At 71.4% G+C, this 21206-nt stretch carries 19 protein-coding genes; 10 read left to right on the top strand and 9 right to left on the bottom strand.

Annotated features, from left to right (window positions below):
- Positions 1-603: 603 nt before the first annotated feature.
- Entirely contained in the window at positions 604-1338 is a 735-nt protein-coding gene (locus tag ABD993_RS15675; protein WP_345418087.1) for a hypothetical protein, read from the top strand.
- Positions 1339-2024: 686 nt separating this feature from the next.
- On the opposite strand, the gene ABD993_RS15670 is transcribed toward ABD993_RS15675, so the two are convergent.
- The 3 genes from ABD993_RS15670 to ABD993_RS15660 all read right to left on the bottom strand — a co-directional run bounded on the left by ABD993_RS15670 (position 2025) and on the right by ABD993_RS15660 (position 5114).
- Positions 2025-3275 (bottom strand): acyl-CoA dehydrogenase family protein, encoded by a 1251-nt coding sequence (locus ABD993_RS15670; RefSeq protein ID WP_345418084.1) that lies wholly within the window; start codon positions 3273-3275, stop codon positions 2025-2027.
- Positions 3275-3988 (bottom strand): SDR family NAD(P)-dependent oxidoreductase, encoded by a 714-nt coding sequence (locus tag ABD993_RS15665; protein WP_345418081.1) that lies wholly within the window; start codon positions 3986-3988, stop codon positions 3275-3277. Before ABD993_RS15665 ends, ABD993_RS15670 begins: the two co-directional genes overlap by 1 nt.
- A 73-nt stretch (positions 3989-4061) precedes the next feature.
- A complete protein-coding gene (locus ABD993_RS15660; RefSeq protein ID WP_345418078.1) occupies positions 4062-5114 on the bottom strand; it encodes an AraC-like ligand-binding domain-containing protein in 1053 nt (350 codons plus the stop codon).
- Between the two features lie 360 nt (positions 5115-5474).
- Here ABD993_RS15660 and ABD993_RS15655 point away from each other — a divergent pair, with 360 nt between their 5' ends.
- From ABD993_RS15655 to ABD993_RS15630, 6 genes are all read left to right on the top strand, one after another.
- A complete protein-coding gene (locus tag ABD993_RS15655; protein WP_345418074.1) occupies positions 5475-6905 on the top strand; it encodes a M24 family metallopeptidase in 1431 nt (476 codons plus the stop codon).
- A complete protein-coding gene (locus tag ABD993_RS15650; protein ID WP_345418071.1) occupies positions 6902-7717 on the top strand; it encodes an IclR family transcriptional regulator in 816 nt (271 codons plus the stop codon). Before ABD993_RS15655 ends, ABD993_RS15650 begins: the two co-directional genes overlap by 4 nt.
- A 23-nt stretch (positions 7718-7740) precedes the next feature.
- A complete protein-coding gene (locus ABD993_RS15645; protein WP_345418068.1) occupies positions 7741-8169 on the top strand; it encodes a nuclear transport factor 2 family protein in 429 nt (142 codons plus the stop codon).
- Between the two features lie 91 nt (positions 8170-8260).
- Complete coding sequence (locus ABD993_RS15640) at positions 8261-9736, top strand: aldehyde dehydrogenase family protein (RefSeq protein WP_345418065.1); 1476 nt, start codon at positions 8261-8263, stop codon at positions 9734-9736.
- Complete coding sequence (locus tag ABD993_RS15635) at positions 9733-10725, top strand: SDR family NAD(P)-dependent oxidoreductase (protein ID WP_345418062.1); 993 nt, start codon at positions 9733-9735, stop codon at positions 10723-10725. The genes ABD993_RS15640 and ABD993_RS15635 overlap by 4 nt, the downstream gene beginning before the upstream one ends.
- 45 nt (positions 10726-10770) lie before the next feature.
- Positions 10771-11532: an SDR family NAD(P)-dependent oxidoreductase gene (locus ABD993_RS15630; RefSeq protein ID WP_345418060.1), complete on the top strand. Its 762-nt coding sequence runs from the start codon at positions 10771-10773 to the stop codon at positions 11530-11532.
- A 78-nt stretch (positions 11533-11610) separates the two neighbouring features.
- Here ABD993_RS15630 and ABD993_RS15625 read toward each other — a convergent pair whose 3' ends face one another.
- Together ABD993_RS15625 and ABD993_RS15620 are read right to left on the bottom strand one after the other, a co-directional pair.
- A complete protein-coding gene (locus tag ABD993_RS15625) occupies positions 11611-12072 on the bottom strand; it encodes a nuclear transport factor 2 family protein (protein ID WP_345418058.1) in 462 nt (153 codons plus the stop codon).
- A gap of 36 nt (positions 12073-12108) precedes the next feature.
- The gene (locus ABD993_RS15620) at positions 12109-13029 is read right to left on the bottom strand and encodes a LysR family transcriptional regulator (RefSeq protein ID WP_345418055.1); all 921 of its coding nucleotides are present in this window, start codon (positions 13027-13029) and stop codon (positions 12109-12111) included.
- Positions 13030-13195: 166 nt separating this feature from the next.
- Between ABD993_RS15620 and ABD993_RS15615 the strand changes: the two genes are divergently transcribed.
- Both ABD993_RS15615 and ABD993_RS15610 read left to right on the top strand, forming a co-directional pair.
- The gene (locus tag ABD993_RS15615) at positions 13196-14827 is read left to right on the top strand and encodes a long-chain fatty acid--CoA ligase (RefSeq protein WP_345418052.1); all 1632 of its coding nucleotides are present in this window, start codon (positions 13196-13198) and stop codon (positions 14825-14827) included.
- Entirely contained in the window at positions 14824-15969 is a 1146-nt protein-coding gene (locus ABD993_RS15610) for an MFS transporter (RefSeq protein WP_345418049.1), read from the top strand. Before ABD993_RS15615 ends, ABD993_RS15610 begins: the two co-directional genes overlap by 4 nt.
- A 28-nt stretch (positions 15970-15997) precedes the next feature.
- Here ABD993_RS15610 and ABD993_RS15605 read toward each other — a convergent pair whose 3' ends face one another.
- The 3 genes from ABD993_RS15605 to ABD993_RS15595 are packed head-to-tail and all read right to left on the bottom strand — an operon-like array spanning position 15998 to position 18602.
- Positions 15998-16621, bottom strand: coding sequence for a maleylpyruvate isomerase family mycothiol-dependent enzyme (locus tag ABD993_RS15605; protein WP_345418046.1), 624 nt, complete (start codon positions 16619-16621; stop codon positions 15998-16000).
- A complete protein-coding gene (locus ABD993_RS15600) occupies positions 16621-17457 on the bottom strand; it encodes a fumarylacetoacetate hydrolase family protein (protein WP_345418043.1) in 837 nt (278 codons plus the stop codon). Before ABD993_RS15600 ends, ABD993_RS15605 begins: the two co-directional genes overlap by 1 nt.
- On the bottom strand, positions 17454-18602 hold the full coding sequence (locus ABD993_RS15595) for a cupin domain-containing protein (RefSeq protein ID WP_345418040.1): 1149 nt from the start codon (positions 18600-18602) through the stop codon (positions 17454-17456). Before ABD993_RS15595 ends, ABD993_RS15600 begins: the two co-directional genes overlap by 4 nt.
- 230 nt (positions 18603-18832) lie before the next feature.
- On the opposite strand from ABD993_RS15595, the gene ABD993_RS15590 reads away from it, so the two are divergent.
- Positions 18833-20557 carry an AMP-binding protein gene (locus ABD993_RS15590; RefSeq protein ID WP_345418038.1) on the top strand — a complete coding sequence of 575 codons (1725 nt, stop codon included), beginning with the start codon at positions 18833-18835 and terminating at the stop codon, positions 20555-20557.
- Between the two features lie 21 nt (positions 20558-20578).
- Here ABD993_RS15590 and ABD993_RS15585 read toward each other — a convergent pair whose 3' ends face one another.
- Entirely contained in the window at positions 20579-20878 is a 300-nt protein-coding gene (locus ABD993_RS15585) for an aminotransferase class I/II-fold pyridoxal phosphate-dependent enzyme (protein ID WP_345418036.1), read from the bottom strand.
- Positions 20879-21206 lie beyond the last annotated feature (328 nt).

Genomic DNA, 21206 nt, shown 5'->3' with positions numbered 1-21206 from the left:
CACCGCGATCGGCGGACATCCACCCGCCCACCGCGTCAACAACCTCTGCGGCGGCGACACCTAGGTCGACGGTCCGCGCAGGAGCATCGACCGCACCTGCTGTGCAGCCCGAAGCCAGGGCTGCCACAGCTAGCAGGACTGGGAGCCACAGTGGACGTGTGCGAGTGAACATCGCTCACGAGGTCGGGAATGACAGCGAATCCGTTACGGCAGATTAGGCCACATTTGCGCAGCACTCGATACTGATTCGGACATTTCGACACCCACACCATGATGAATGCCTAGTTCGTCATAGGTTACGACCGTCTAGGCTTCTTCCACCAGAGCTTGAGATGACGCTTCTCCTTGACTACGCGGATCTCCGTGATCAAGGACGTCGCCTCGCGGCGACCAAGCCAGTCTTTCCGATAGCTCTGTACAATCTTCGCGAAGGCGGTTGTTCTGTCAGCCTCGATGAGGACGCCTTCTGACGTTCGAAACCAAGTCCTGGTTCTCAGCTGTTAGTGCGTCGCCACCGGGCTGTTACTCGTCTTCGACGCTGGGTAACGGTAGGCGAGAACTGTGCGATCCAGGCAGGGAGGCTCTAGGGGAGGCGAGGGTGCGGTGGCGTGTCCGAAGTGCGGGGGGACTAGGTCGGAGCTGCTCGAGCCGAGCTGGGTCAAGTGCACAGTCATCGTCGACACCAAGACCGAGGACTGGTACCGCGAGGGCGAGTTCGTCCCCGTCTACTGCAACCAGATCTACGAGATCAACCCAGACCCCGCCCAAGCGGACAACCCGCAGTGCTTCTGCGGTGAGTACCAGTCGTTGGAGGTCTGCGCCGACAGCAGCAGGCCCCTGTGCTTCAAGCACCTGTCGCGTGTCGAGGGTCGACCTCTCTGCGCGCCGTGCGTCAACAACCGCTGGGTGAACCCTGTGCCGGAGGAGCCGACCCTGCCCGAGCGGTTCAGGCCCAAGCCGGTCCCGGAACACCCCCTCGTGACGAGGCTGAAGGCGTGGGACGACGCGACCTGGAAGCTTCGCAAGGCTGGGGCGCTGACGTTCCGGACGTTGGCCCAGTCCATGGTCGATGCTGGCTACGAAACTGAGACGTTCACAGGTAAGAAGCGGTGGATCGGGTCGGCGCCCACCTCCGTCGTGGGCTGGCGGGTCGTGACCCGCGAGATGCCAGTCGATGGCAGTGCATGGGACATGGGGTCGTGGGTCATTCTCGGCACCAACGGAGACCTCTGGCAGTACCGCGGACCGCACCTGAGTGAAGCTGAGTTCGGGCCACAGTTCGACGCTAAGGCCTTCCTCGAGATAGTTCGCGCAGCGTATGAGAAGCAGCTCCCGTGAGACTCGTCTTCGGTAGAACGCGCCAGGCGCCCCAGTGAGCTGGGAAGCGGCAAATCAAGCGAACCGTGACCAGGGCGACGTAGCCGAAGGTCATGTGAGCTGCCGTACATCGCTCAACCCCTGAACTGAATCGCGTCGGGAACGTTCTTCATCGCGGCACGCCAATCGGCTGCAACTCTCTCGCAGTCTTCCTTGGTCACCCAGCAGCCACCCATTCCATGCCCCCCTTGCTATCCCCGTTGTATTTTGCGCATTTATCCTTGGAAAGGGGGAAGATGGGCGAGATGTCGTAGTCCTTCGCAGAGGATGTGCTACCGCAAGCGGTGAGCGCGAGGGCCGTGGCGGTTGCGGCTCACGGCACGCCGTAACTGCCGTTGCAGTACTAGAGAGACAGGGAGTAGAGCTTTCGACGCGCCGTGCCGGGAGCCCACGGAGGCAGGAGGTGCAGGGAGTCCCTCGTTGGTTCGCCCACGCTCCACCCGGCGAGCAGACGCAGCCGTCCTGGTCCACGTCGCGACGGGCTGATTATGACGACCGCAGGCCCGAGGCCTGCACGTTCTCCAGCCCAACGATCTTGGCCGCAGTCAGCCTTGCCGGTCCTCGAACCGTTCGGCGTCCTCACTGGTCAGCAGGGCTCGGATCTGGAGCTGGCGTCCTTCTCCGAGGAGGTTGCGGAGGGTGGGCGATCAGCCGTCCATCGTGCTCCAGGGGTCGTAGTCGGGATCGGCGAGCAGCGCCTGGAGCCGGCGCCGGCGGAACCCGATGTTGCCGCCGCTGAACAGCGGATAGGCGAGGGCGTCCTGGACCAGGCCTGCGAGCGGAAGGTGGTGGCCGTAGGAGTCGACGCCGACGACCCGCATGAGGTCGACGAGCGTCTGCACCGCCGTCTCGGACCCGAAGATCTTGGCGTGCACGGACAGCTCCTCGGCGCCCGGCGACCCGTTGTCCAGCGCCGCGCAGGCCCGCTCCGTCAGGGCACGGACGGCCTCGATCCGGGTCTTCACGTCGGCGAGCAGGAACCCCACTCCCTGGTGCTCGACGACCGGCACCCGCCCTCCGCGGTGGTCAGTACGGGCGAACCGCAGCGCGACGTCGAAGGCCGACCGCATGACCCCTGCCGCGCAGGCGCCGATCAGCGCGCCGCCGAACGCCGATCTCACGATGCCGAGGCCGTCGCCGACCTCACCGAGTAGGTTCGCCTCCGGCACCCGGACGTCGGTCAGGGTGAACCGGGGGAGCAGGTGCGCGCGGTGGCCGAGCGGGTCGAACAGCCCGGTGATCGTCAAGCCTTGGATCGGTCCCGGGACGAGCAGCACGGCCAGCGAGTTCTGCGGGTCCGGGTCGTGGCCGGCGCGGCAGACCACGCTCATCAGGTCGGGACCGGTGCCCTCCCATCCGGTCGCGTGAGACACCCACTGCTTCTCGCCGTCGACGACCCAGCCGCCGTCGTGCCGCCGGGCCGTGGTCCGCAGGCCGACGCTCTCGCCGGTGCCGGGATCGGGTTCGTCGAAGTTCGCCGTGCCGCCCGGCTCGGTCAGGGCCAGCGAAGCGAGCGGTGTACCCGTCGTCGCGAGGAACGGCGGGAGGAACCGAGCGTGTTGTGCGGGGTTGCCTGCTCGCAGCAGCGGGGTGAGCCCGAGGCCGGTGGAGAACAGGTTCAGCGCAACGCCAGGGTCACCCACGACCAGTTCCTCGGCCAGCGCGGCCGTCGTCGAGGCACCGGTGCCGTCGCCGCCCAGCGCCTGTGGCACGAGCCGGCGCAGGAACCCGGCTTCGACCATCTGTCGGTAGAAGGGGCGGGTGGCCCGGTACCGCTCGGTCGCGGTCGGCAGCGGCTCGGTCACCTCGCGGACACGGGCGAGCACGTCGCCCGCGAACTCGCGGGCCTGTGCGCGCACGGTCCGCTGCTCCGACTGGAGCGCCTGGACCACCGACATCAGTGCCCCGCGCCCTGGCCGCCGTCGACGTGCAGGGTCTCGCCCGTCACGAACGCAGCGGTCTCGAGGTAGAGCACCGCCTGCACGATCTCGTCGATCTCGCCCATGCGCCCCATCGGGTGCAGACCGGCGTAGGCGTCGTAGGCCTCGACCGGGTGCATCGGGGTCTTGATGATCCCGGGCGACACCGCGTTCACCCGTACACCCTTGCCGGCGCACTCGATGGCGAGCGAGCGTGTCGCGGCGTCGAGGCCGCCCTTGGTCAGCGAGGCGAGGACGGACGGCACCGCGCTGAGCGGATGGTCTACCAACGACGTCGTGATCGTGACGACGTGCCCCGAGCCCTGCTCCACCATCGTCGCGACGGTGCGCCGAGTGATGCCGAAGAAGCCGGCGAGGTTCAGCCCGACCATCGCCGCGAAGTCCTCGTCGGTGTAGAGGGTGAACGGCTTGGCGAGGAACATCCCCGCGTTGTTGACCAACGCGTCGACCCGGCCAAAGCGCTCCAGGGCACCGTCGACCACCCGGTCCGCGGTCTGCGGGTCGGCGAGGTCCCCCGCGATGGCGTGCACCTGCGGATCGTCGGAGGCCGTGATCGAACGCGACGTGGCGACGACGGAGTAGCCGAGCTTGCGGTAGCCCTCGACGACGCCGGCCCCGATCCCGCGCGACGCGCCGGTGACGATCGCGACCTTCTGCGCGCTCGTGGTCATGAGAACTCCCTTTTCGTACACAGTGGACAGTGGTGGACGGTGGTGTGGACCGTTGCCTGCCGGTGACGTCCGGTCAGCCCGTAGCCGGCCGGCGCGGTGCCTCGGTCCCGGTGAGGCGCAGCCGCTCCGACAGCGGGCGAGGCCCGCCGCGTTCCCAGCGGCCCGACCGGCGGATCTCGGTCGCGGTCATGCCGAACTCGGCTTTCAGGGCGCGGCTCAGATGTCCGGTGTCGGGCATCCCCCAGCGTGCGGCGATCGCGCCCGCCGTGCGCCCGCGCAGTGACTCGTCGGCGAGGTCGCGGCCGATCCGTTCCAGCCGCTGTCTGCGGATCCAGGCCGACAACGTCATCCCGGTCGGGGCGAGGACCTTGTGCAGGTACCGCACCGACACCCCCAGCGCCCGCCCGACGGCCTCGACGGTGAGCCCCGGATCGGCCAGGTGCGACAGACAGTGGGCGAGCACACGATCGGCGAGGTCGTCGCCCGCGCCCTGCGGGACGATGTCGACCAGCTCGGCGATGACCAGCGAGACGATTGCGTCCGCGAGGTACTCCTTGCTGCTGCTCGCGTCACCCGGGGTGCAGTCGTCGATCTTCGCGGCAAGGGCACAGAGGAGCGTTCCGACGACGTCGCGGGGGCCGCGATCCGTCCCGACCGCGATCGCGGTCCGCCCCGCGAGGGTGTCGGCGTGCGCGCCGAGCGCGGCCAGCGGCACCGTGACGACGACGACCTCGTAGGGCTCCCAGAATGTCACCTCGTACGGCCGCGAGGTGACGTAGTTGACCAGGTCGCCCGGACCGAGCATGCAGTGCCGCCCATCCTGCGCGACGGCGGCCCTCCCGACCCGCTGCAGTGAGACGGCGAGGAACCCGGCATCCGTCAGGTGGATGAGCTCGGGCCCGTGCGTGACCACGCACGGGCTGCCGCTCAGCACCGAGACCCGCACGTCGCCTGCCACCGCGCTGCGCAGGGAACTGTGGAACGTCCCGTCGGCCAGCGGCCGTACCCGGACGGCCGAGAACGTCGGCGCGACAAGAGTGGCGAACCGGTCGCGATCCCCGGTCGCGGCCGCCGCGACGAGGTGCCGTGCCGGACGCCCGGGCGACGACGGACGATGCTGGGTCATCCGCCACCTCCCGGTCCGTAGACCGCGGCCCGGTCTCGTGCGACGACTGTAGGCCGCGATACACCGACCCAGCCTCCACCATGTGCACCGGCAGCCGCCAGATCGTGCACCTCCCGACCAGCTCGATGCTCAGAGGCGGCGCCGACGACTGCTTGGCGTGCTCGCCGCGCAGCCGGCCGGGCTAGGGCGTGTCCTGTAAGGGATCTGAGCTGGTCTGATTGATCATGTTCAGGTGTTCGCGCTGTCATCCGGATGACGGCCATAACCGAACAGGTATCGGCAGATCTCAGAACCCGTTCTGGTGTTTATTCCGCTGACGGACCGACACTGGCGCGACAGCGCACGACACGAGGACGGCCAATGACGACCAAGAGCGTTGCCCCCGCAAGCTCCGTAGTGGAGACCGACCCCATCGGTGACACGCAGATGCGCACCGGGCTCTCGCCGAGGCTCGGACCCTCGGCGGTCGAGATCCCGATGCGGCCCTACCCCGAGCACACCCTTCCCGCCGGCGCCCGCCCTCACGTGGTCGCCCCCGAGCACTTCCCGCGGTTCTCGCTCGCCGAGCGGAACCGGCGCTGGGACGGCCTGCGCAAGCGGATGATCTTCGCCGGGGTCGACTGCCTGGTCCTGCTCGGCACCGACATGTACTGGGACATGGGCCTCGCCAACCTCCGCTACGTGACCGGCGTCGGCGCGAAGATGGGCACGAAGGCCCTGTTCTTCCTCGACGAGGACCCCGTCGTCTACAACACGGTCCCGCACATGAGCCGGCCCTTCCACGCCCAGCAGAGCATCCAGGACTGGACCACCGACATCCGGATCTTCCGGGGCATCGCGGAGATCGCGGCCGAGCTGCGCGACCGCGGCCTGGACCGGTCCCGGGTCGGCATCGTCGGCTTCAGCTCGACGATCCTCCCCTCGAGCGTGTACGTCGAGTCCGAGATGCAGGCGCTGCGGGCCGCGCTCCCGAACGCCCGCCTCCTCGACTTCGGTCACGCGCTCGAGGAGATGCGCCTGATCAAGAGCGAGGAGGAGATCGGGTTCATGCGCCGCGGGGGAGAGATCGCCCGCAAGGTCATCGACGTGATGGTCGCCGGCGCCCGCCCCGGGGTCACCGAGGCCGAGGTGTACGCCGACATGGTCCGCACCCAGATCGCCAACGGGGCCGAGCCCAACATCTTCAACCTGCTCGCCTCCGGGCCGGTGGAGCACCCCGAGAACGAGCTGTGGCACCTGCTGCACGGGACCGACCAGCCGGCCACGCCGACCATGCGGCCGTTGGCCGAGGGCGACAACGTGATCGCCGAGTTCCACACCAAGTACGGCGGCTACCTGGTCCACGCCGAGTACACCGTCCATGTCGGCCACACGGTTCCCGACCGGCTCCGGCGGATCTGGGACGTCGCGGTCGAGTGCCTCGACGCCAGCCAGCAGATGATGCGCCCCGGGGTCACCGTCAACGAGCTGCTGGAGGCGCTGCGCCGCCCCGCGGCCCGCGCGGGCCTCGACTGGGTCGAGCTCGGCTTCCACGCGATGGGGCTGGTGTCACCGGAGTTCCCGACGGTCGTCTACGAGTCGGGCTTCGGCATCAGTACCGCCGACGGCAGCCGGATCGGGGACCTCGAGCTGCAGGAGGGGATGACCTTCGGCAACAACATCGACCTCTTCGACCCCGCGTGGAAGCCGGATGTCGGATGCATGCTCGCGGATTGCATGGTGGTCCGCGACGGCGGCGCCGAGCTCCTCGTCGGTACACCGCGCACCGTCGGCATCGGGGACCGGTCGTGATCCCGGGCGTGATGTCCGCGGTCCACGTGAGGCCGAACGCGCTGAAGATGCCGCCGTCGTACGCCATCGCCAGCGTCGACCACGCTCTCAAGCTCGCGATCGTGCTCCAGCTCGAGGGCAGCCTGACGGTGACCGCCGCGGCCGAGCGGCTGGGCGTCGCGCGCTCGACCGCCCACCGGCTGCTGCAGATGCTGGTCTACCGCGACTTCGCCGTCCAGGACGACGACCGCGTCTACCGGGCCGGCCCGGTGTTGGGACCGGCGGCCCACCCGCCGTCGCGCACGGCCGAGCTGCGGGCAGCCGCGCTGCCCCACCTGCAGCGGCTCAGCGCGGCACTCGACGAGTCCGTCAACGTGTCCATCCTGTCGGGCGACACCACGCGCTTCATCGCCAGCGTCGAGTGCCAGCGGGTGCTGGGGGTGACCACCCGCGAGGGCATGGTCTTCCCGCTGCACCGCACCACGACCGGCATGCTGCGCCTGGCCTCGCTCTCCGACCCCGACCTGCTCGAGTACGTCGAGCGGCACGCGGACACTCGACGCTCCGGGCGACGGGCCCTGCTCCGTGACGTCGCCCAGGTGCGGCGCGCCGGCTTCGCCCTCAACGTGGAGCGCTCGGAGAAGGGCCTCGTCGCGATCGGCGTACCGGTCTCGTGGGTGGGCAGCGGGCTGGTCACGGGCCTGTCGGTGTCCCTGCCCCTGGTCCGGTACGACGAGCGACAGCTCGACCGCTATGTCGCCCTGCTGCGCGCGGCGTCCGCCGCGCTGTCCCGCGACCTGCGGGGCCACGCGGCCCACGCCACCAGCTTCTGACAGCACCGAAGACGAGGAAAGACATGGCCTTCGACCCCTTGGCGAGCATCCAGCGCTTCTACGACGCGGAGAATGAGTTCGTCCGCGCCGCGCCCGACGAGCGGGACATCGGCGTGATGCTCGCCGAGCTCGATCCCGACGTGGTGGTGCACGTGCCGGAGTCGCTGCCGCACGGCGGGATCTGGCGCGGTCACCAGGGCTTCGCCACCCTGTTCGACGTCGTCGTCGAGCGCTGGCAGGAGTTCGAGGTCGTCTACAACGACACGAAGTGGAACCAGATCGACCGCCGCCGCATCCTGACCGAGGGCACGCTGCGGGGCGTGCTGCGCGCCGACGGCCGACCGGTCCTGATGCCGGTCGTGTCGATCTTCACCTTCACCGAGCGCGGCCTGTCCCACCTGGATCACTTCTACCAGGACACCGCGGCCATCGTGTGCCCGCGGACCGCATGACCACCCGGCCCCCACTCCCTCACTCCCGTCGACCGGCGACCCGCCGGCCGGCGGTCCGAACCCTGCTCGGAACGAGCGAATGGCTTCTTCGATGAACCCCACGAACGACGAACTGATGCTGATCGACGGTGAGCTCGTTCCCTCCTCGTCGGGGAGGGTGTTCGACAACCTCAACCCCGCGACCGAGGAGATCATCGGCGAGGTCGCGGACGGCACGCTCGCCGACGCCGACCTGGCGATCGCCGCGGCCCGGCGCGCGTTCGACACGACCGACTGGTCGACGAACCACGAGCTGCGGGCCCGTGCGCTGCTGCAGCTGCAGGACGCGCTGGAGAGCGAGCGCGACCTCTTCCGGCAGGAGCTGATCGACGAGACCGGCATGCCGCGATCGCTGGTCGGCTCGGCCCACCTCGACGCGACGCTCGAGGACGGGCTCCGCTACCCGGTCGGCCTGATCCGGGACTTCGCCTGGGAGCGCGAGCTCGCCCCCGTGGACAAGGCCGGCCGGGCCGTGGCCCGGCGAGTCCGCAAGGAGGCCGTCGGCGTGGTCGGCGCCATCGTGCCGTGGAACGTTCCGCTCGAGGTCACCCTGCACAAGCTCGGTCAGGCCCTGGCGACGGGCAACACCGTCGTGCTGAAGCCGGCGCCGGACACGCCCTTCAACGCGACCCGACTCGCCCGTCTCGTCGCGCACAAGACCGACATCCCGGCAGGCGTGCTCAACGTGGTCACGTCGTCCGACCACCTGATCGGCGAGGCCCTGGTCACCGATCCCCGGGTGGACATGATCTCGTTCACCGGCTCGACCGCGACCGGACGACGGATCGCCGAGAAGGCCGCGCCCACGCTCAAGCGGCTGTTCCTCGAGCTCGGTGGCAAGTCGGCTCACATCCTCCTCGACGACGCGGACCTCGACGTCCAGGTCCCGCTCGCGGCGCGCTGGGTCACCGCCCACGCAGGCCAAGGCTGCCACCTACCGACCCGGCTGCTCGCCCCCCGCACCCGGTACGACGAGATCGTCGCGCGGGTCGCGGCCGAGATGGAACAGATCCCCTACGGCGACCCGAACGACCCGGAGGTGCACATGGGTCCGGTGATCAGCACCCGCCAGCACGAGCGGGTTCTGGGCTACCTGCGGATCGGGCAGGACGAGGGCGCGCGGCTGGTGACGGGCGGACGGCGCCCGGCCCACCTCGACAAGGGCTACTTCATCGAGCCGACCGTGTTCGCCGACGTCGACAACGCGATGCGGATCGCCCAGGAGGAGATCTTCGGGCCGGTCCTCGCCGTGATCCCGTACGACGACGAGGACGACGCCGTGCGCATCGCGAACGACTCGCCGTACGGCCTGGCCGGGAACATCTCGAGCACGGACCCCGAGCGCGCCCTGCGTGTCGCGAACCGGCTGCGCGTCGGTGTCGCGCGGATCAACAGCGCGGACCCGTATGCGGCCGACGCCCCGTTCGGCGGCTACAAGCAGAGCGGGTTGGGCCGCCAGAACGGCATCGAGGGCTTCGAGCAGTACCTGCAGACCAAGACCCTCGGCCTGCCGGGCGACGTCCGGTGAGCGCGCTCCAGGAGCCGGTGGGCACCCCCTTCGGCGCGACCTCCACGACCCTGGACGTCATCGCGGGTATCCCGCTCCAGGACAAGGTCGGCGTCGTCACCGGCGGGAACTCGGGGCTCGGGCTGGAGACGGCGCGCACCCTCGCCCGTGCGGGCATGCAGGTGCACGTGTTCGACCGGGAACTCAGCACGGCCCAGGTCGAGCTGGCGCCGTTTGACGCCGACTACACCCGGCTCGACCTCGCCGACCCGGCCTCCATCGATGCGGCCGCCGAGGCGTTCCTGCGGACCGGCGGGCCGATCCACATCCTGGTGAACGCGGCCGGGATCATGGCGCCCCCGCTGTCGCGGGACTCCCGTGGTAACGAGCGGCAGCTCTCGACCAACCACCTCGGGCACTTCCAGCTCACCGGCAGGCTGTGGCCCGCGCTGGTGCGGGCGGAGCGGGCACGGGTGGTCGTCTACTCTTCGCTCGGGCACCAGTTCTCCGCGGTCGACTTCGACGACCCGAACTACCGCCGCCGGGCGTACGACCCGGTCGTGGCCTACGGACAGTCGAAGACCGCCAACGCGCTCTTCGCGGTCGAGCTCGACCGGCGCGGGCAGGAGCACGGCGTGCGCGCCTTCGCCGTGCACCCGGGCAACATCGCCTCGACCGGGCTCGGCAGGTACCTGGCGCATGACGACATGGTCGCCGCCGGCCTGATCGAGCGCGACGGCAGGCCGATCGTCGACCCGGAGCGCCGACTCAAGACGCCGGAGCAGGGCGCCGCGACGGGCGTCTGGTGCGCCACCAGCCCCGCGCTCGAGGGCCGGGGCGGCGTGTACTGCGAGGACTGCGACATCGCGCCGCTGTCGGCGGAGGAGGGCCCGCTGGACTTCTTCAGGGCCGGTGACGGCCGCGGTGTCATGAGCTATGCCGTCGACCCCGCCGCGGCCCGGCGCCTGTGGAAGCTCAGCGAGGACCTGACCGGCGTCCGCTACCCCTGACCCTCCCCTTCCCCTCCGAGAACGACGACAGGAAAGAAGCAGGACATGCAGGAGAACTCAGCACGCAGGGTCGCCCTCGTCACCGGGGGCTCCCGGGGCCTCGGTGCGACGATCGCGGCCACGCTCGCGGCCGACGACGTCGACGTGGCGATCAGCTACGTCTCGTCGGCCGACAAGGCCGACGCGGTGGTGCAGAAGCTGGAGGCGCAGGGCGTGCGCGCCCTGGCGATCCGGAGCGACGCGGCCGACCCGGCGGCCGCGGCCGCGCTCGTCGACCAGGTGGTCGCGCACTTCGGGCGGCTCGACATCCTCGTGAACAACGCCGCCGTGGCGGCGAAGGGACAGCCGGTCGACGACCCGGCATTGGACACGGCTGCGCTCGACCACCAGTGGCAGGTCAACGTGATGGGCCCGGTCGCGACCACCCGGGCCGCCGCCCCTGTGCTCTCGGACGGCGGCCGGATCGTGTTCATCGGCTCGCTCAACGGGACTCTGGCGCTGATCCCGGGGGTCGCGGACTACTGCGGCACGAAGGCCGCGCTGATCGGTTACGCCAAGGGGATCGCCCGCGACCTGGGCCCGCGCGACATCACCGTCAACGTGGTGCAGCCCGGTGCCATGCCGACGGACATGATGATCGAGGTGCTCGGGGACACCCTCGCGCCCGACGAGCTCCTCGACCTGCACCCGATCCGGCGGATCGCCACGCTCGAGGAGGTGGCCGCCCTGGTCGGCTTCCTCACCGGCCCGAACGGCGGGTACATCACCGGCGGCGTCATCGACGTCGCCGGTGGCCTGGGCATCTGACCCGCTGCCCCCGCCCGGACCCCGGTGAGTGCTGGTAGCCGCGATAGCGGCTATCAGCACTCACCGGGGTCCGGGTTGTCAGCTCTGCGCCTTCATCGCCGGGAACAGGACGGTCGCGATCCATCCGTCCGGGTGGTAGCCCTCGACCAGGGGCTGTTTGCTGGTGAGCATCCAGCGGCCGTCGGGCTCGCGGCGAAGGGTGTCGCGCCACCGGCCCCAGTGGTCGGGCTGCGCGAGGTCGGTGAACGCGATGTAGTAGCTGTCCGCCGTCGCCGTGTCCTCGCCGGTGAAGTCGATGTGCACCGTGGTCATGTGGTGCCGGATCCACGTGGCCTCGTGGCCTGCGACGATCCGCTCGATCTCCGTGGCCGGCACGGCGGTGCCGTCGAGCAGGATGAACGTGCCGTCGTCGCTGAACAGCCGCGCCATGGCGGCGAAGTCCGCGTTCTCGACGGCGAGGTTGGCGTAGCACTGCAGGACTTCGGTGATCTCCGAGCGCGCGACCGCGCGCGCCAGAGCCTCGGCGTTGGCGATGGTCATCCACCGAGTCTGGCGCGTGGGCGCCGAGCGGACAGGTCATTCTGGCCGGCGGAAATCGGCGAGCTCGTCGCGGATCCCGGCCACCAGCGTCTGCTGCAGCTTCGAGAACACCTTGTCGCGGCGCCAGGCCATCACGATGCGCTCGCGCAGGTCGAGCCCGGGCACATCGATGGTCGCGAGGACGCCCGCCGCGACGTCCGCGGCGACGACGTAGCGCGGGAGCATCGAGGCCCAGCCATGGTCGATGACCGCCTGCTTGGCCGCGAGCGGGTGGCCGAGGCGGATCACGACGTTCGGCTCGACGTCGCTCAGCAGACCCAGCCGGAGGTCGACCGCGCGCTGGGCCGCCACGACGCGGGGCGCCGCCACCAAGGGGAGCCTCAGCGCCTCCTCGAGCGACAGCACGCCGTTCTCAGGGCCCAGGTCCGCCCGGACGACGATGTCGATCGGCTCGTCGCGCACCACGGTCGTGTGCACGTTGGTGTGGGTCTCGTCGGCGTCCCAGTTGGCCACCGCGAAGTCCGCCTCGCCGGTGGAGACCTGGCGCAGGGCTTCACGGGGCTGCAGCACGTTGAGCGTGATCTCGGCGCCGGGGTGGCGCCCCCGGAAGCGGGTCAGCACGCCCGGGAGCAGGTAGCTGCCGACGCCGATGCTCGCGGCGGCGACGACCGACCCGGCCCCCCCGGACTCGATGCCGTGGACGTCGCGGCGGAGCTCGGCCGCGCCGGCCAGGATCCCCTTCGCCCAGGCGTTGGCCCGCTCACCCGCCTCGGTCAGCTCGATCCGGTTGCCGCGCCGGATGAAGAGCCTGGCGCCCAGCCACTCCTCGAGCGCGCGCAGCTGGCTCGACACGGCCGGCTGGGCGATCATCAGGATCGCCGCGGCGCGGGTCACGCTGCGCTCCTCGACGACGAGCCGGAAGATCTCGAGGCGCCGCAGGGACAGCTGGGGTTCCAACGCAGCTCATAACTGTCGGCTTATCACGTCATTCACCAAGATGTTCTGGTGTTTATACCACCCAGCGACGAGACTGTCCGGTGGTGCGATCACGTGAGTCGTCCGTGGCGCGGATCAGCGAGGCGCCCGCGAGCGCCGGGCCCACCGAGGCAAGGAGACAGGATCGTTGCAGGGACTCATGCAGGACTTCCCGCTGACGGTGGAGTCGATCTTCCGGCGCGGGACGTCGTACTTCTCCGGCAGCCGCGTGGTCACCCGCACCGCGGGGGCGACGGAGCGGACGAGCTTCGGCGAGCTCGGCGCCGAGACCCGGCGGCTCGCCCACGCCCTCGACCACCTCGGCCTCTCCGCCGACGCCCGTATCGGCTCGTTCGCGTGGAACACCGCCCGGCACCTGGCGCTCTACTTCGCCGTCCCCGGTACCGGCCGCATCCTGCACACGGTCAACATCCGGTACTTCCCCGAGCACGTCCGCTACTCGATCGACCACGCCGAGGACGAGGCGCTCTTCGTCGACGCCTCCCTCGTGCACCTGCTGGAGCCGCACCTGCCGCACCTGCGGTGCGTGCGCCACATCGTGGTGATGGACGACGGCGGCGCGACAGGACCGCTGCCGGACGATTCGCGGATCATCTCCTGGGAAGCCCTGCTCGGCGGGGCCGACGAGGCGGACCTGTCCGAGCGCGTACGCGACGAGAACCGGGCGGCCGCTCTCTGTTACACCACCGGCACGACGGGCAACCCCAAGGGCGTCCTCTACTCCCACCGCTCGATCTGGCTCCACGCCAACGCCGGCGTCTCTGCGGCCGGCACCGCGGTCACCGACCGCGACGTGGTGATGCCGGTCGTGCCGATGTTCCACGCCATGGCCTGGGGGCTGCCCTACACCGCATTCCAGGCCGGCGCCGGGCTGGTGATGCCGGGTCCCGATCTCTCGCCGACCGGGGTGCTGGAGCTGATGAGCCGGGAACGGGTGACCTACAGCGCCGGCGTACCGACCATCTGGATGGGCGCGCTGCCGCTGCTCGACCGCTACGACCTGTCGAGCCTGGACCGCATCGTCGCCGGCGGCTCGGCGGTGCCGGTCTCACTCTCGGAGGGCTACCGCGCGGCGCTGGGCTTCCCGATCACCCAGGCCTGGGGGATGACGGAGGTCTCGCCGATCGGCTCCCTCGCCCGGCTGCGCGCCGACATGGACGACCTCGGCGAGGAGGCAGGCGCCCGCTGGCGGGCGACCGCCGGCCTCCCGCTGCACGGCGTGCAGGCCCGGATCGTCGACGCCGGGACCGGCGCCGAGCTCCCCTGGGACGACACCCGGCGTGGCGAGCTCGAGGTGCGCGGCCCCTGGATCGCCCGGCAGTACTACCGCCGCGAGGGCGAGGGGGACCAGCTCTCACCGGACGGCTGGCTGCGCACGGGCGACGTCGCGGCGATCTCGCCGCTGGGGTTCATCCGGCTCGTCGACCGGACCAAGGACCTGGTGAAGTCGGGCGGGGAGTGGATCAGCTCGGTCGACCTGGAGAACGCGATCATGGCCCACCCGGCCGTGGCCGAGGCCGCCGTGATCGCCGTACCGCATCCGCGGTGGATGGAGCGTCCGCTGGCGTGCGTGGTCGTCAAGCACGGCCACGAGCTCGGCCGGCAGGACGTCCTCGACTTCCTGGGCGAGCGGCTCGAGCGCTGGCAGGTCCCGGACGACGTCGTCTTCCTGGACCGGATCCCCAAGACCAGTGTCGGCAAGTTCAACAAGGTGACGCTGCGGGACCGGTTCGCCGGCCACGTGCTGCCCACGGGGTGACCCGCCCGCCCGGGGCCTGGGCCGGCGTCGTCGCGCTCGGGATCGGGATCTTCTCCATCGCGACATCGCAGTTCTTGCCCGCCGGCCTGCTGCCGTTGATGGCCGCCGACCTGGACGTGAGCGTGGGGGTCGCGGGCCAGAGCTTCACCGCGACCGCCCTCGCCGCGGGGCCGTCCGCCCTGCAGATCGCCGTGGTCCTGCCCCGGACCGACCGGCGGCGAGTGATGATCGGGCTGACCCTGCTCGCGGTCACGTCCGACCTCCTGGTGGCACTCGCGCCCGGGGTGCTCGTGCTGCTGGTCGGCAGGCTGCTGCTCGGCGTCGCGCTGGGCGGCTTCTGGTCGCTCGGGATCGCGGTGACCGCCCACCTGGTCCCCGTCGACCGACTCGGCCGCGCGCTCACGGTGGTCAACGCCGGCGTACCGGTGGCCACCGGCGTGGCCGTCCCGCTCGGTGCCTGGGTCGGCGACGCCTGGGGCTGGCGGGCGGTCTTCCTGCTCGGTGCCGGTGTCGCGGCCGTCGCCCTGGCCCTCCAGGTGGTGTCCCTGCCGCCGGTCCCACCGGGGCCGACGGGCGGCCTGCGCGCGCTCGGCTCGACGCTGCGTTCGGGGATGGTGCAGCTGGGCATGCTCGCGACCGTCCTGGTGTACGCCGGCCACTTCGCCGGCTTCACCTACATCCGGCCGCTGGCCGAGGCCGCCGCCGGCCTCGACGCCCGCGGGGTGGCCGCGCTGCTGCTCGTCTTCGGCTGCGCGAACCTCGCGGGCACGGTGCTCGCGGGGCAGGCGGCCGACCGCGCGCCGCGGCTCGGCGTGCTGCTGTTCCCTTCGGCCGTGGGCACGGGGATGCTGCTCCTGCTCGGCGTGGGCGGCTCGGTGCCGGCGCTGTTCACGGCGGCGACGCTGTGGGGCCTGGGTTTCGGCGGCGTGGCGACATCGCTGCAGAGCTGGGGCGCCCGGGTCCAGCCCGCGCGGCTGGAGCAGATCGGCGGCGTCCTGGTGACAGCGGCCAATACCGCGGTCGCCGTCGGAGCCGTGGCAGGCGGGCTGCTCGTCGGCGGCGCCGCGGGTGCGCCCCCGCTCCTCGGCGGGATCGCCGCGCTCGCCGGCGGCCTGCTGATCGCGAGCCTGCGCCAGCGGTGACGGCCCGGAGGTCAGGGGTCACAGCGGCTCAGAGCCAGGCGTCGAGCTCCGGCGCGCCGGCGAGCGCATGCGGACGGCCGGCCAGCCAGGCGACCCGCTCGGCGAGCGGGCCGGCGACGTCGGGGACCGCACCGCGCCGCTCGACGATGTCCGCTTCCAGGGCCCGCAGGAAGTCGTCGGGGAGGTCGGCGAACGCGACGCCGGTGCCGAGGTCGGCTGCGTGCACCCAGACCTCGCGGGCCCGCAGCCAGGCGATCTCGGACGCGGGCACGGTGCGCCCCTGCGCCGTCCTCACCTCGTGCGCCCACTGCTCACCGCGCAGCTGGTCGCAGGCGGTCTGCAAGCGGGCGGCGGACGTGCGCAGCCAGTGGCCGAGCTGTCCGGCCGGGAGTCGGCTGCCCCACTCGATGGCCGCGATCCGCTCCTCCGGCGTCGCGTACATCGGCGTGACGTCGCCCGTGGCCGCCCAGTGCACGAGGTTGCGCAAGGCGTCCGCGTTCGCGGCGACGTGGGCGACCAAGTGCCCTCGCGTCCAACCCGGCAGCGCGGTGTGAGCGGCGTATCCGGCGCTGGTCGGAGTCGCGGCAGCGGCGAGGAAGACCGACGTGCCCTCGGCCGCCCAGCGCCGGGCATCGTCGGGTGTGCGGGCCATCAGGCTTTCTCGACCACGAGGTTGGTGCAGGTGCCCACGCCGTCGACCGTGGTGACGACCCGCTGGCCCGGCGCGAGGTAGACCGCGGGCTCGCGGGCGTGGCCCACCCCGGCCGGGGTCCCGGTTGCGATCAGATCGCCCGGGTTGAGCCGGATCACCGTCGAGATGTACTCCACCAGCTGCACGGGGTCGAAGAGCAGGGTGCCGGTGTCGTCGCGCTGCATCACGGCACCGTCGACGACCGTCGTCACCGCGAGCGACGGACGCACCCCGCCGGGCAGCTCGTCCGGAGTCACCAGGTAGGGGCCCACCGGCGTCGAGGAGTCCCAGATCTTGCCCTGGGTCCACTCGACGGTGCGGAACTGCCAGTCCCGCACGGAGATGTCGTTCATGACGGTGAAGCCGGCGATCGCCGCCTGCGCCTGCGCCGCCGTGGCCCGGCGGACGGCGGACCCGATCACGACGACCAGCTCGACCTCCCAGTCCAGGGCGTCGGACTCGGCCGGCTTCACGATGTCGTCGTTCGCGCCGATCAGGCTGTCGGCGAACTTCGGGAAGAGGGTCGGGTACGACGGGAGCTCGCGCCCCATCTCCTGGATGTGGTCGGTGTAGTTGTGGCCGACGCAGAGGACCTTCGAAGGGGTCGGCACGACCGGGGCGAAGTCGGCCCCGTCGACCGGCAGGGTTCGGGCGCCGGGCGCCGCCGCCGGGGAGCCGGCGGCGAGCCAGGCGCCCAGGTCGTCGTACCCGAGGTCGAGGTGGACGGCGGCGCCGCCGACCTCGGCGAGCTGGACGGCACGGGTGCCCCCGGCGGTGCGGATGGTGGCGAGCTTCATGCGGACTCCCTGCCGTGCAGGTCGGTCCGGTCGAGCCGGAGGGCCTCGAAGACCGGGGAGTCGGAGAACCGGAACAGGTCCAGGGCGCCCGAGTCGGAGTCGTCGGCACCGGCCTCGGACCGGGCGGCGAAGGGCACCCAGGAGGGCACGACGAACAGGTCGCCCCGCGCGACCGTCCACGTGGTGTCGCCCACGGTGACCGTGCCGGAGCCGTCGAACACCTGGTAGACCGACGAGCCCGTCGCGCGTACGGGCGCGGTCTCGGTGCCGCGCGTGATCCGGTGGAACTCGGCGCGGATCGTCGGCAGCACGTCACGGCCGTCCACGGGGTTGGTGAACCGGACCGCCGCGTGCCCGGGCTCGACGGTGCCTGCGAAGCCGGACTGCTCCAGCGCGAGCTGCTCGGTGAGGGCCCGGTCGGTGTACTCCCACCTGTAGGCCAGCAGCGGCGAGCCCGGGGAGGTGTGGGTGACGCCGACGGGGAGCAGCCCGGGGTGGGCCCACAGGCGCTCGGCGCGGGAGCGCTCGGGGGTGCCGCGCTCGGCGGCGCTGATCCGGTCGCGTCCGAACTCGAAGAACTGCGACTCGGAGGTGTACTGGAGCGGGATGTCGAGGCCGTCGATCCAGGCCATGGGTGCCGAGGTCGCGTTGTGGTGGGCGTGCCAGGCCCAGCCGGCCTGGGGCAGGAAGTCGCCCCGGTTCATCGGTACGGCGTCACCGCCCACGACCGTCCACACCCCGGATCCCTCGACGACGAAGCGGAACGCGTGCTGGGTGTGGCGGTGCTCCGGGGCGTCCTCACCCGGCAGGAGGTACTGGATCGCGGCCCACAGGGTGGGCGTCGCGAAAGGCCGTCCCCCGAGCGACGGGTTGGCGAGCGCGATCGCCCGCCGCTCGCCGCCGCGGCCGACCGGCACCAGCGCTCCGGCCTGCTCGGCCAGGTGCTGCAGCGCGCTCCACCGCCACACGTGGGGCGTGGCGCGCGAGCGCGGGTGCGCCGGCATCAGGTCGCCGATCTCGGTCCACAGCGGGATCAGCAGCTCGGACTCGAAGTCGCGGTACAGCTGCTCGAGGGCCGGCGTCACGTCCGGTTGGCCGGGCCCGGCCACCGCCTGCAGCCGGACGGGCGTGTCGATGGGGGGCATGCACCAAGGGTGGGTCCGCGGAGCGGAGGTCGCGGAGGAGTTTCTGCACACCGAAAAACGGGCAGCGGCCCCGCATCCCCCAGGGCAGGATCCTGCCATCGACGGCGAAGTCGGACCCGAGCGTCAATCATTCGACGAAGATGATGATGAGCGTTGTGTCGGCCTTCGTGGGCCGGCTAGCGTCGACGAGCGCGTCGAATGATCTGCGCTCCAGCTGAGGAGGGTTGCTCATGGCAGGTCCCGTCGACCAGCGGGTCGTCCGCTACGACCCGGAGCGGGTCGCCCGCAACCTCGCGAGCGGGGAGTGGAGTGCGGTGCCGCTGGCACGGCGGTTCCAGGACGTTGCTCGTCGGTTCCCGGACCGGCCGGCGGTCGTCGACCGCGTCGGCTCCGTCACCTACGAGGAGCTCGACCGTCGTACCGACCTGGTCGCGGCGGGCCTGCTGGGCAGCGGGCTGGCGCCGGGCGACCCCGTGCTCTTCCAGGTCTGGAACGGGATCCCCGGGGTCGTCGCCTGGTACGGCGTACTCAAGGCCGGCGCGATCCCCGTGGCCACGCTGCCGGCGCACCGCTCGCACGAGATCGACCACATCGCGCGCCTGGTCGGGGCCGTCGGCCACGTCGTCGACGACTCCCGTCACGCGCGCTTCGACCTGGTCGCCTTCGCGCGCGAGCGGGCGGCCGCGCGCCCGACGCCTACGCACCTCTACGTGACCGACAGCGATCGCGCCGACGTCGCCGGAGCGTCCCTGCTCGAGGCCCTCGGGGCGGACATCGACCCGGCCGAGGCGCGGGCGGCGGTCGACGCGGTGCAGGAGCGGATCGGGCCCGAGCAGGTGGCGGTCCACCAGCTCTCGGGTGGGACGACCGGCGTGCCGAAGGTGATCCCGCGGCTGCACGGGGAGTACTGGAACAACGGGCTCGCCTGGGCGCGCGCCCTCGGCCGCACGGAGCACAGCGTGGTGGCCCACGCCGGGCCCTTCGTCCACAACGCCGGCATCAGCTGCGGCCTGCACTCCGCGCACGCGGTGGGCGGATGCATCGTGCTGCCTCAGGCCGACCGTGACCCGGTGCTGCGGATGATGGCCGAGCACCGCGTCGACGACACCCTGCTCGGTCAGGGCATGTTCCACTGGATCCTGGGCGAGGACTACCCGGCGGCGGCCGAGCACCTGCGGACCGTCGTGCTGTCCGGGGCGAAGGTGCCCGCCGAGGTCTTCGCCCGCGTCGAGTCCCTCGGCGCGCGGGTGGGCCAGACCTTCGGCATGGGCGAAGGGATGTTCACGCTGACCCCGCTCGACGGCCCGCGCCACCTGCGCGCCACCACGGTCGGCCCGCCGCTGACGCCGGGCGACGAGGCCCGCGTGCTCGAGCCCGGCACCGAGGTCGAGGTGACCGACGGCGAGGTCGGGGAGCTCGTATGCCGAGGCTGGTACACCATCCCCGGGTACTTCGCCGCCCCCGACCACAACGCGACGGCGTTCACGTCCGACGGCTTCTATCGGACCGGCGACCTCGCGCGGGTCCACGCGCACGACGGGCAGCGCTACCTCTCCATCGAGGGACGGATCAAGGACCTGATCAACCGCGGCGGTGAGAAGGTCAACGCCGAGGAGCTGGAATCGCTGCTCCTCCGGCACCCCGCCATCTCCGAGGCCGCCGTCGTCGCGATGCCGGACCCGGTGATGGGCGAGCGGGTGTGCGCCTATGTCGTCAGCGTCGACCCCGCGCTCGGCGTACCGGAGCTGCAGGTCCACCTCGACGCGCTCGGCGTCGCGAAGTACAAGTGGCCCGAGCGGGTCGAGCACATCGATGCGCTCCCGCGCACGCTCGTGGGAAAGCTGGACAAGAAGGCACTGCGCGCCGACATCGTCCTGAGATCCGATCCACATCCGGCGTTGGCCCGAGGAGCGCTTCCCGATCGGTCCGACCGGCCGATCGAGAGGGACGGATAGACATCCAACGGATTGCCGCCGTCACAGGCGGAGCGGGAGCCATCGGCTCGGCCGTCGTCCGGGCGTGGGAAGCCATGGACCGCCGCGTCGTGGTCCTCGACGAGTGGCGGCGATGTCTGCGACCTGTCCTCGGCCGCGGCGCAGGTCCTGGCCCGCCGCCGCGAGGTCGACGAGCTCGCTCAGCTGCGCGTGGGTCGGTGTGTGGCCGGTGGGGTTGTTCGGGTTGCACATCAGCAGCGCGCGAGTGGCCGGCGTGACCGCCGCGGCCAGCGCCGCCGGGTCGGCGGCCCAGCCGTCCTCCGCCCGGGTGGGGACGTGCACCGGGCGTGCGCCCGCCCTCCGGACCATGCCGTCGAAGAAGTAGGTCGGCGAGGGCGGCGCGCAGGCCCGGCGCCCCGCGGCTGACCCTCGGGAACGCCCGCCCCGCCACCCTCCGCACGGCCTCGACGACGTGCTCGGGCATCGGCAGCACGGGAACCCCGGCGAGCTCCACGGGATCGGGACGGTGGGCGGCCCGGTCGGACAGGGCGAGGGCAGGGAGACGGTCGAGCATCGGGGCTCCTGATGACGGGCGCGGCGAGCGCGCGACCACCTCGGGCGGCGACGGCCGCGAAGCGGTTCCGGGCGACGGTGTACGCGCCTGCGAGCG

The sequence above is a fragment of the Pseudonocardia xishanensis genome, from assembly GCF_039541715.1.
GTDB lineage: Bacteria > Actinomycetota > Actinomycetes > Mycobacteriales > Pseudonocardiaceae > Pseudonocardia > Pseudonocardia xishanensis.
This window is presented reverse-complemented; position numbering and strand designations above follow the sequence as displayed.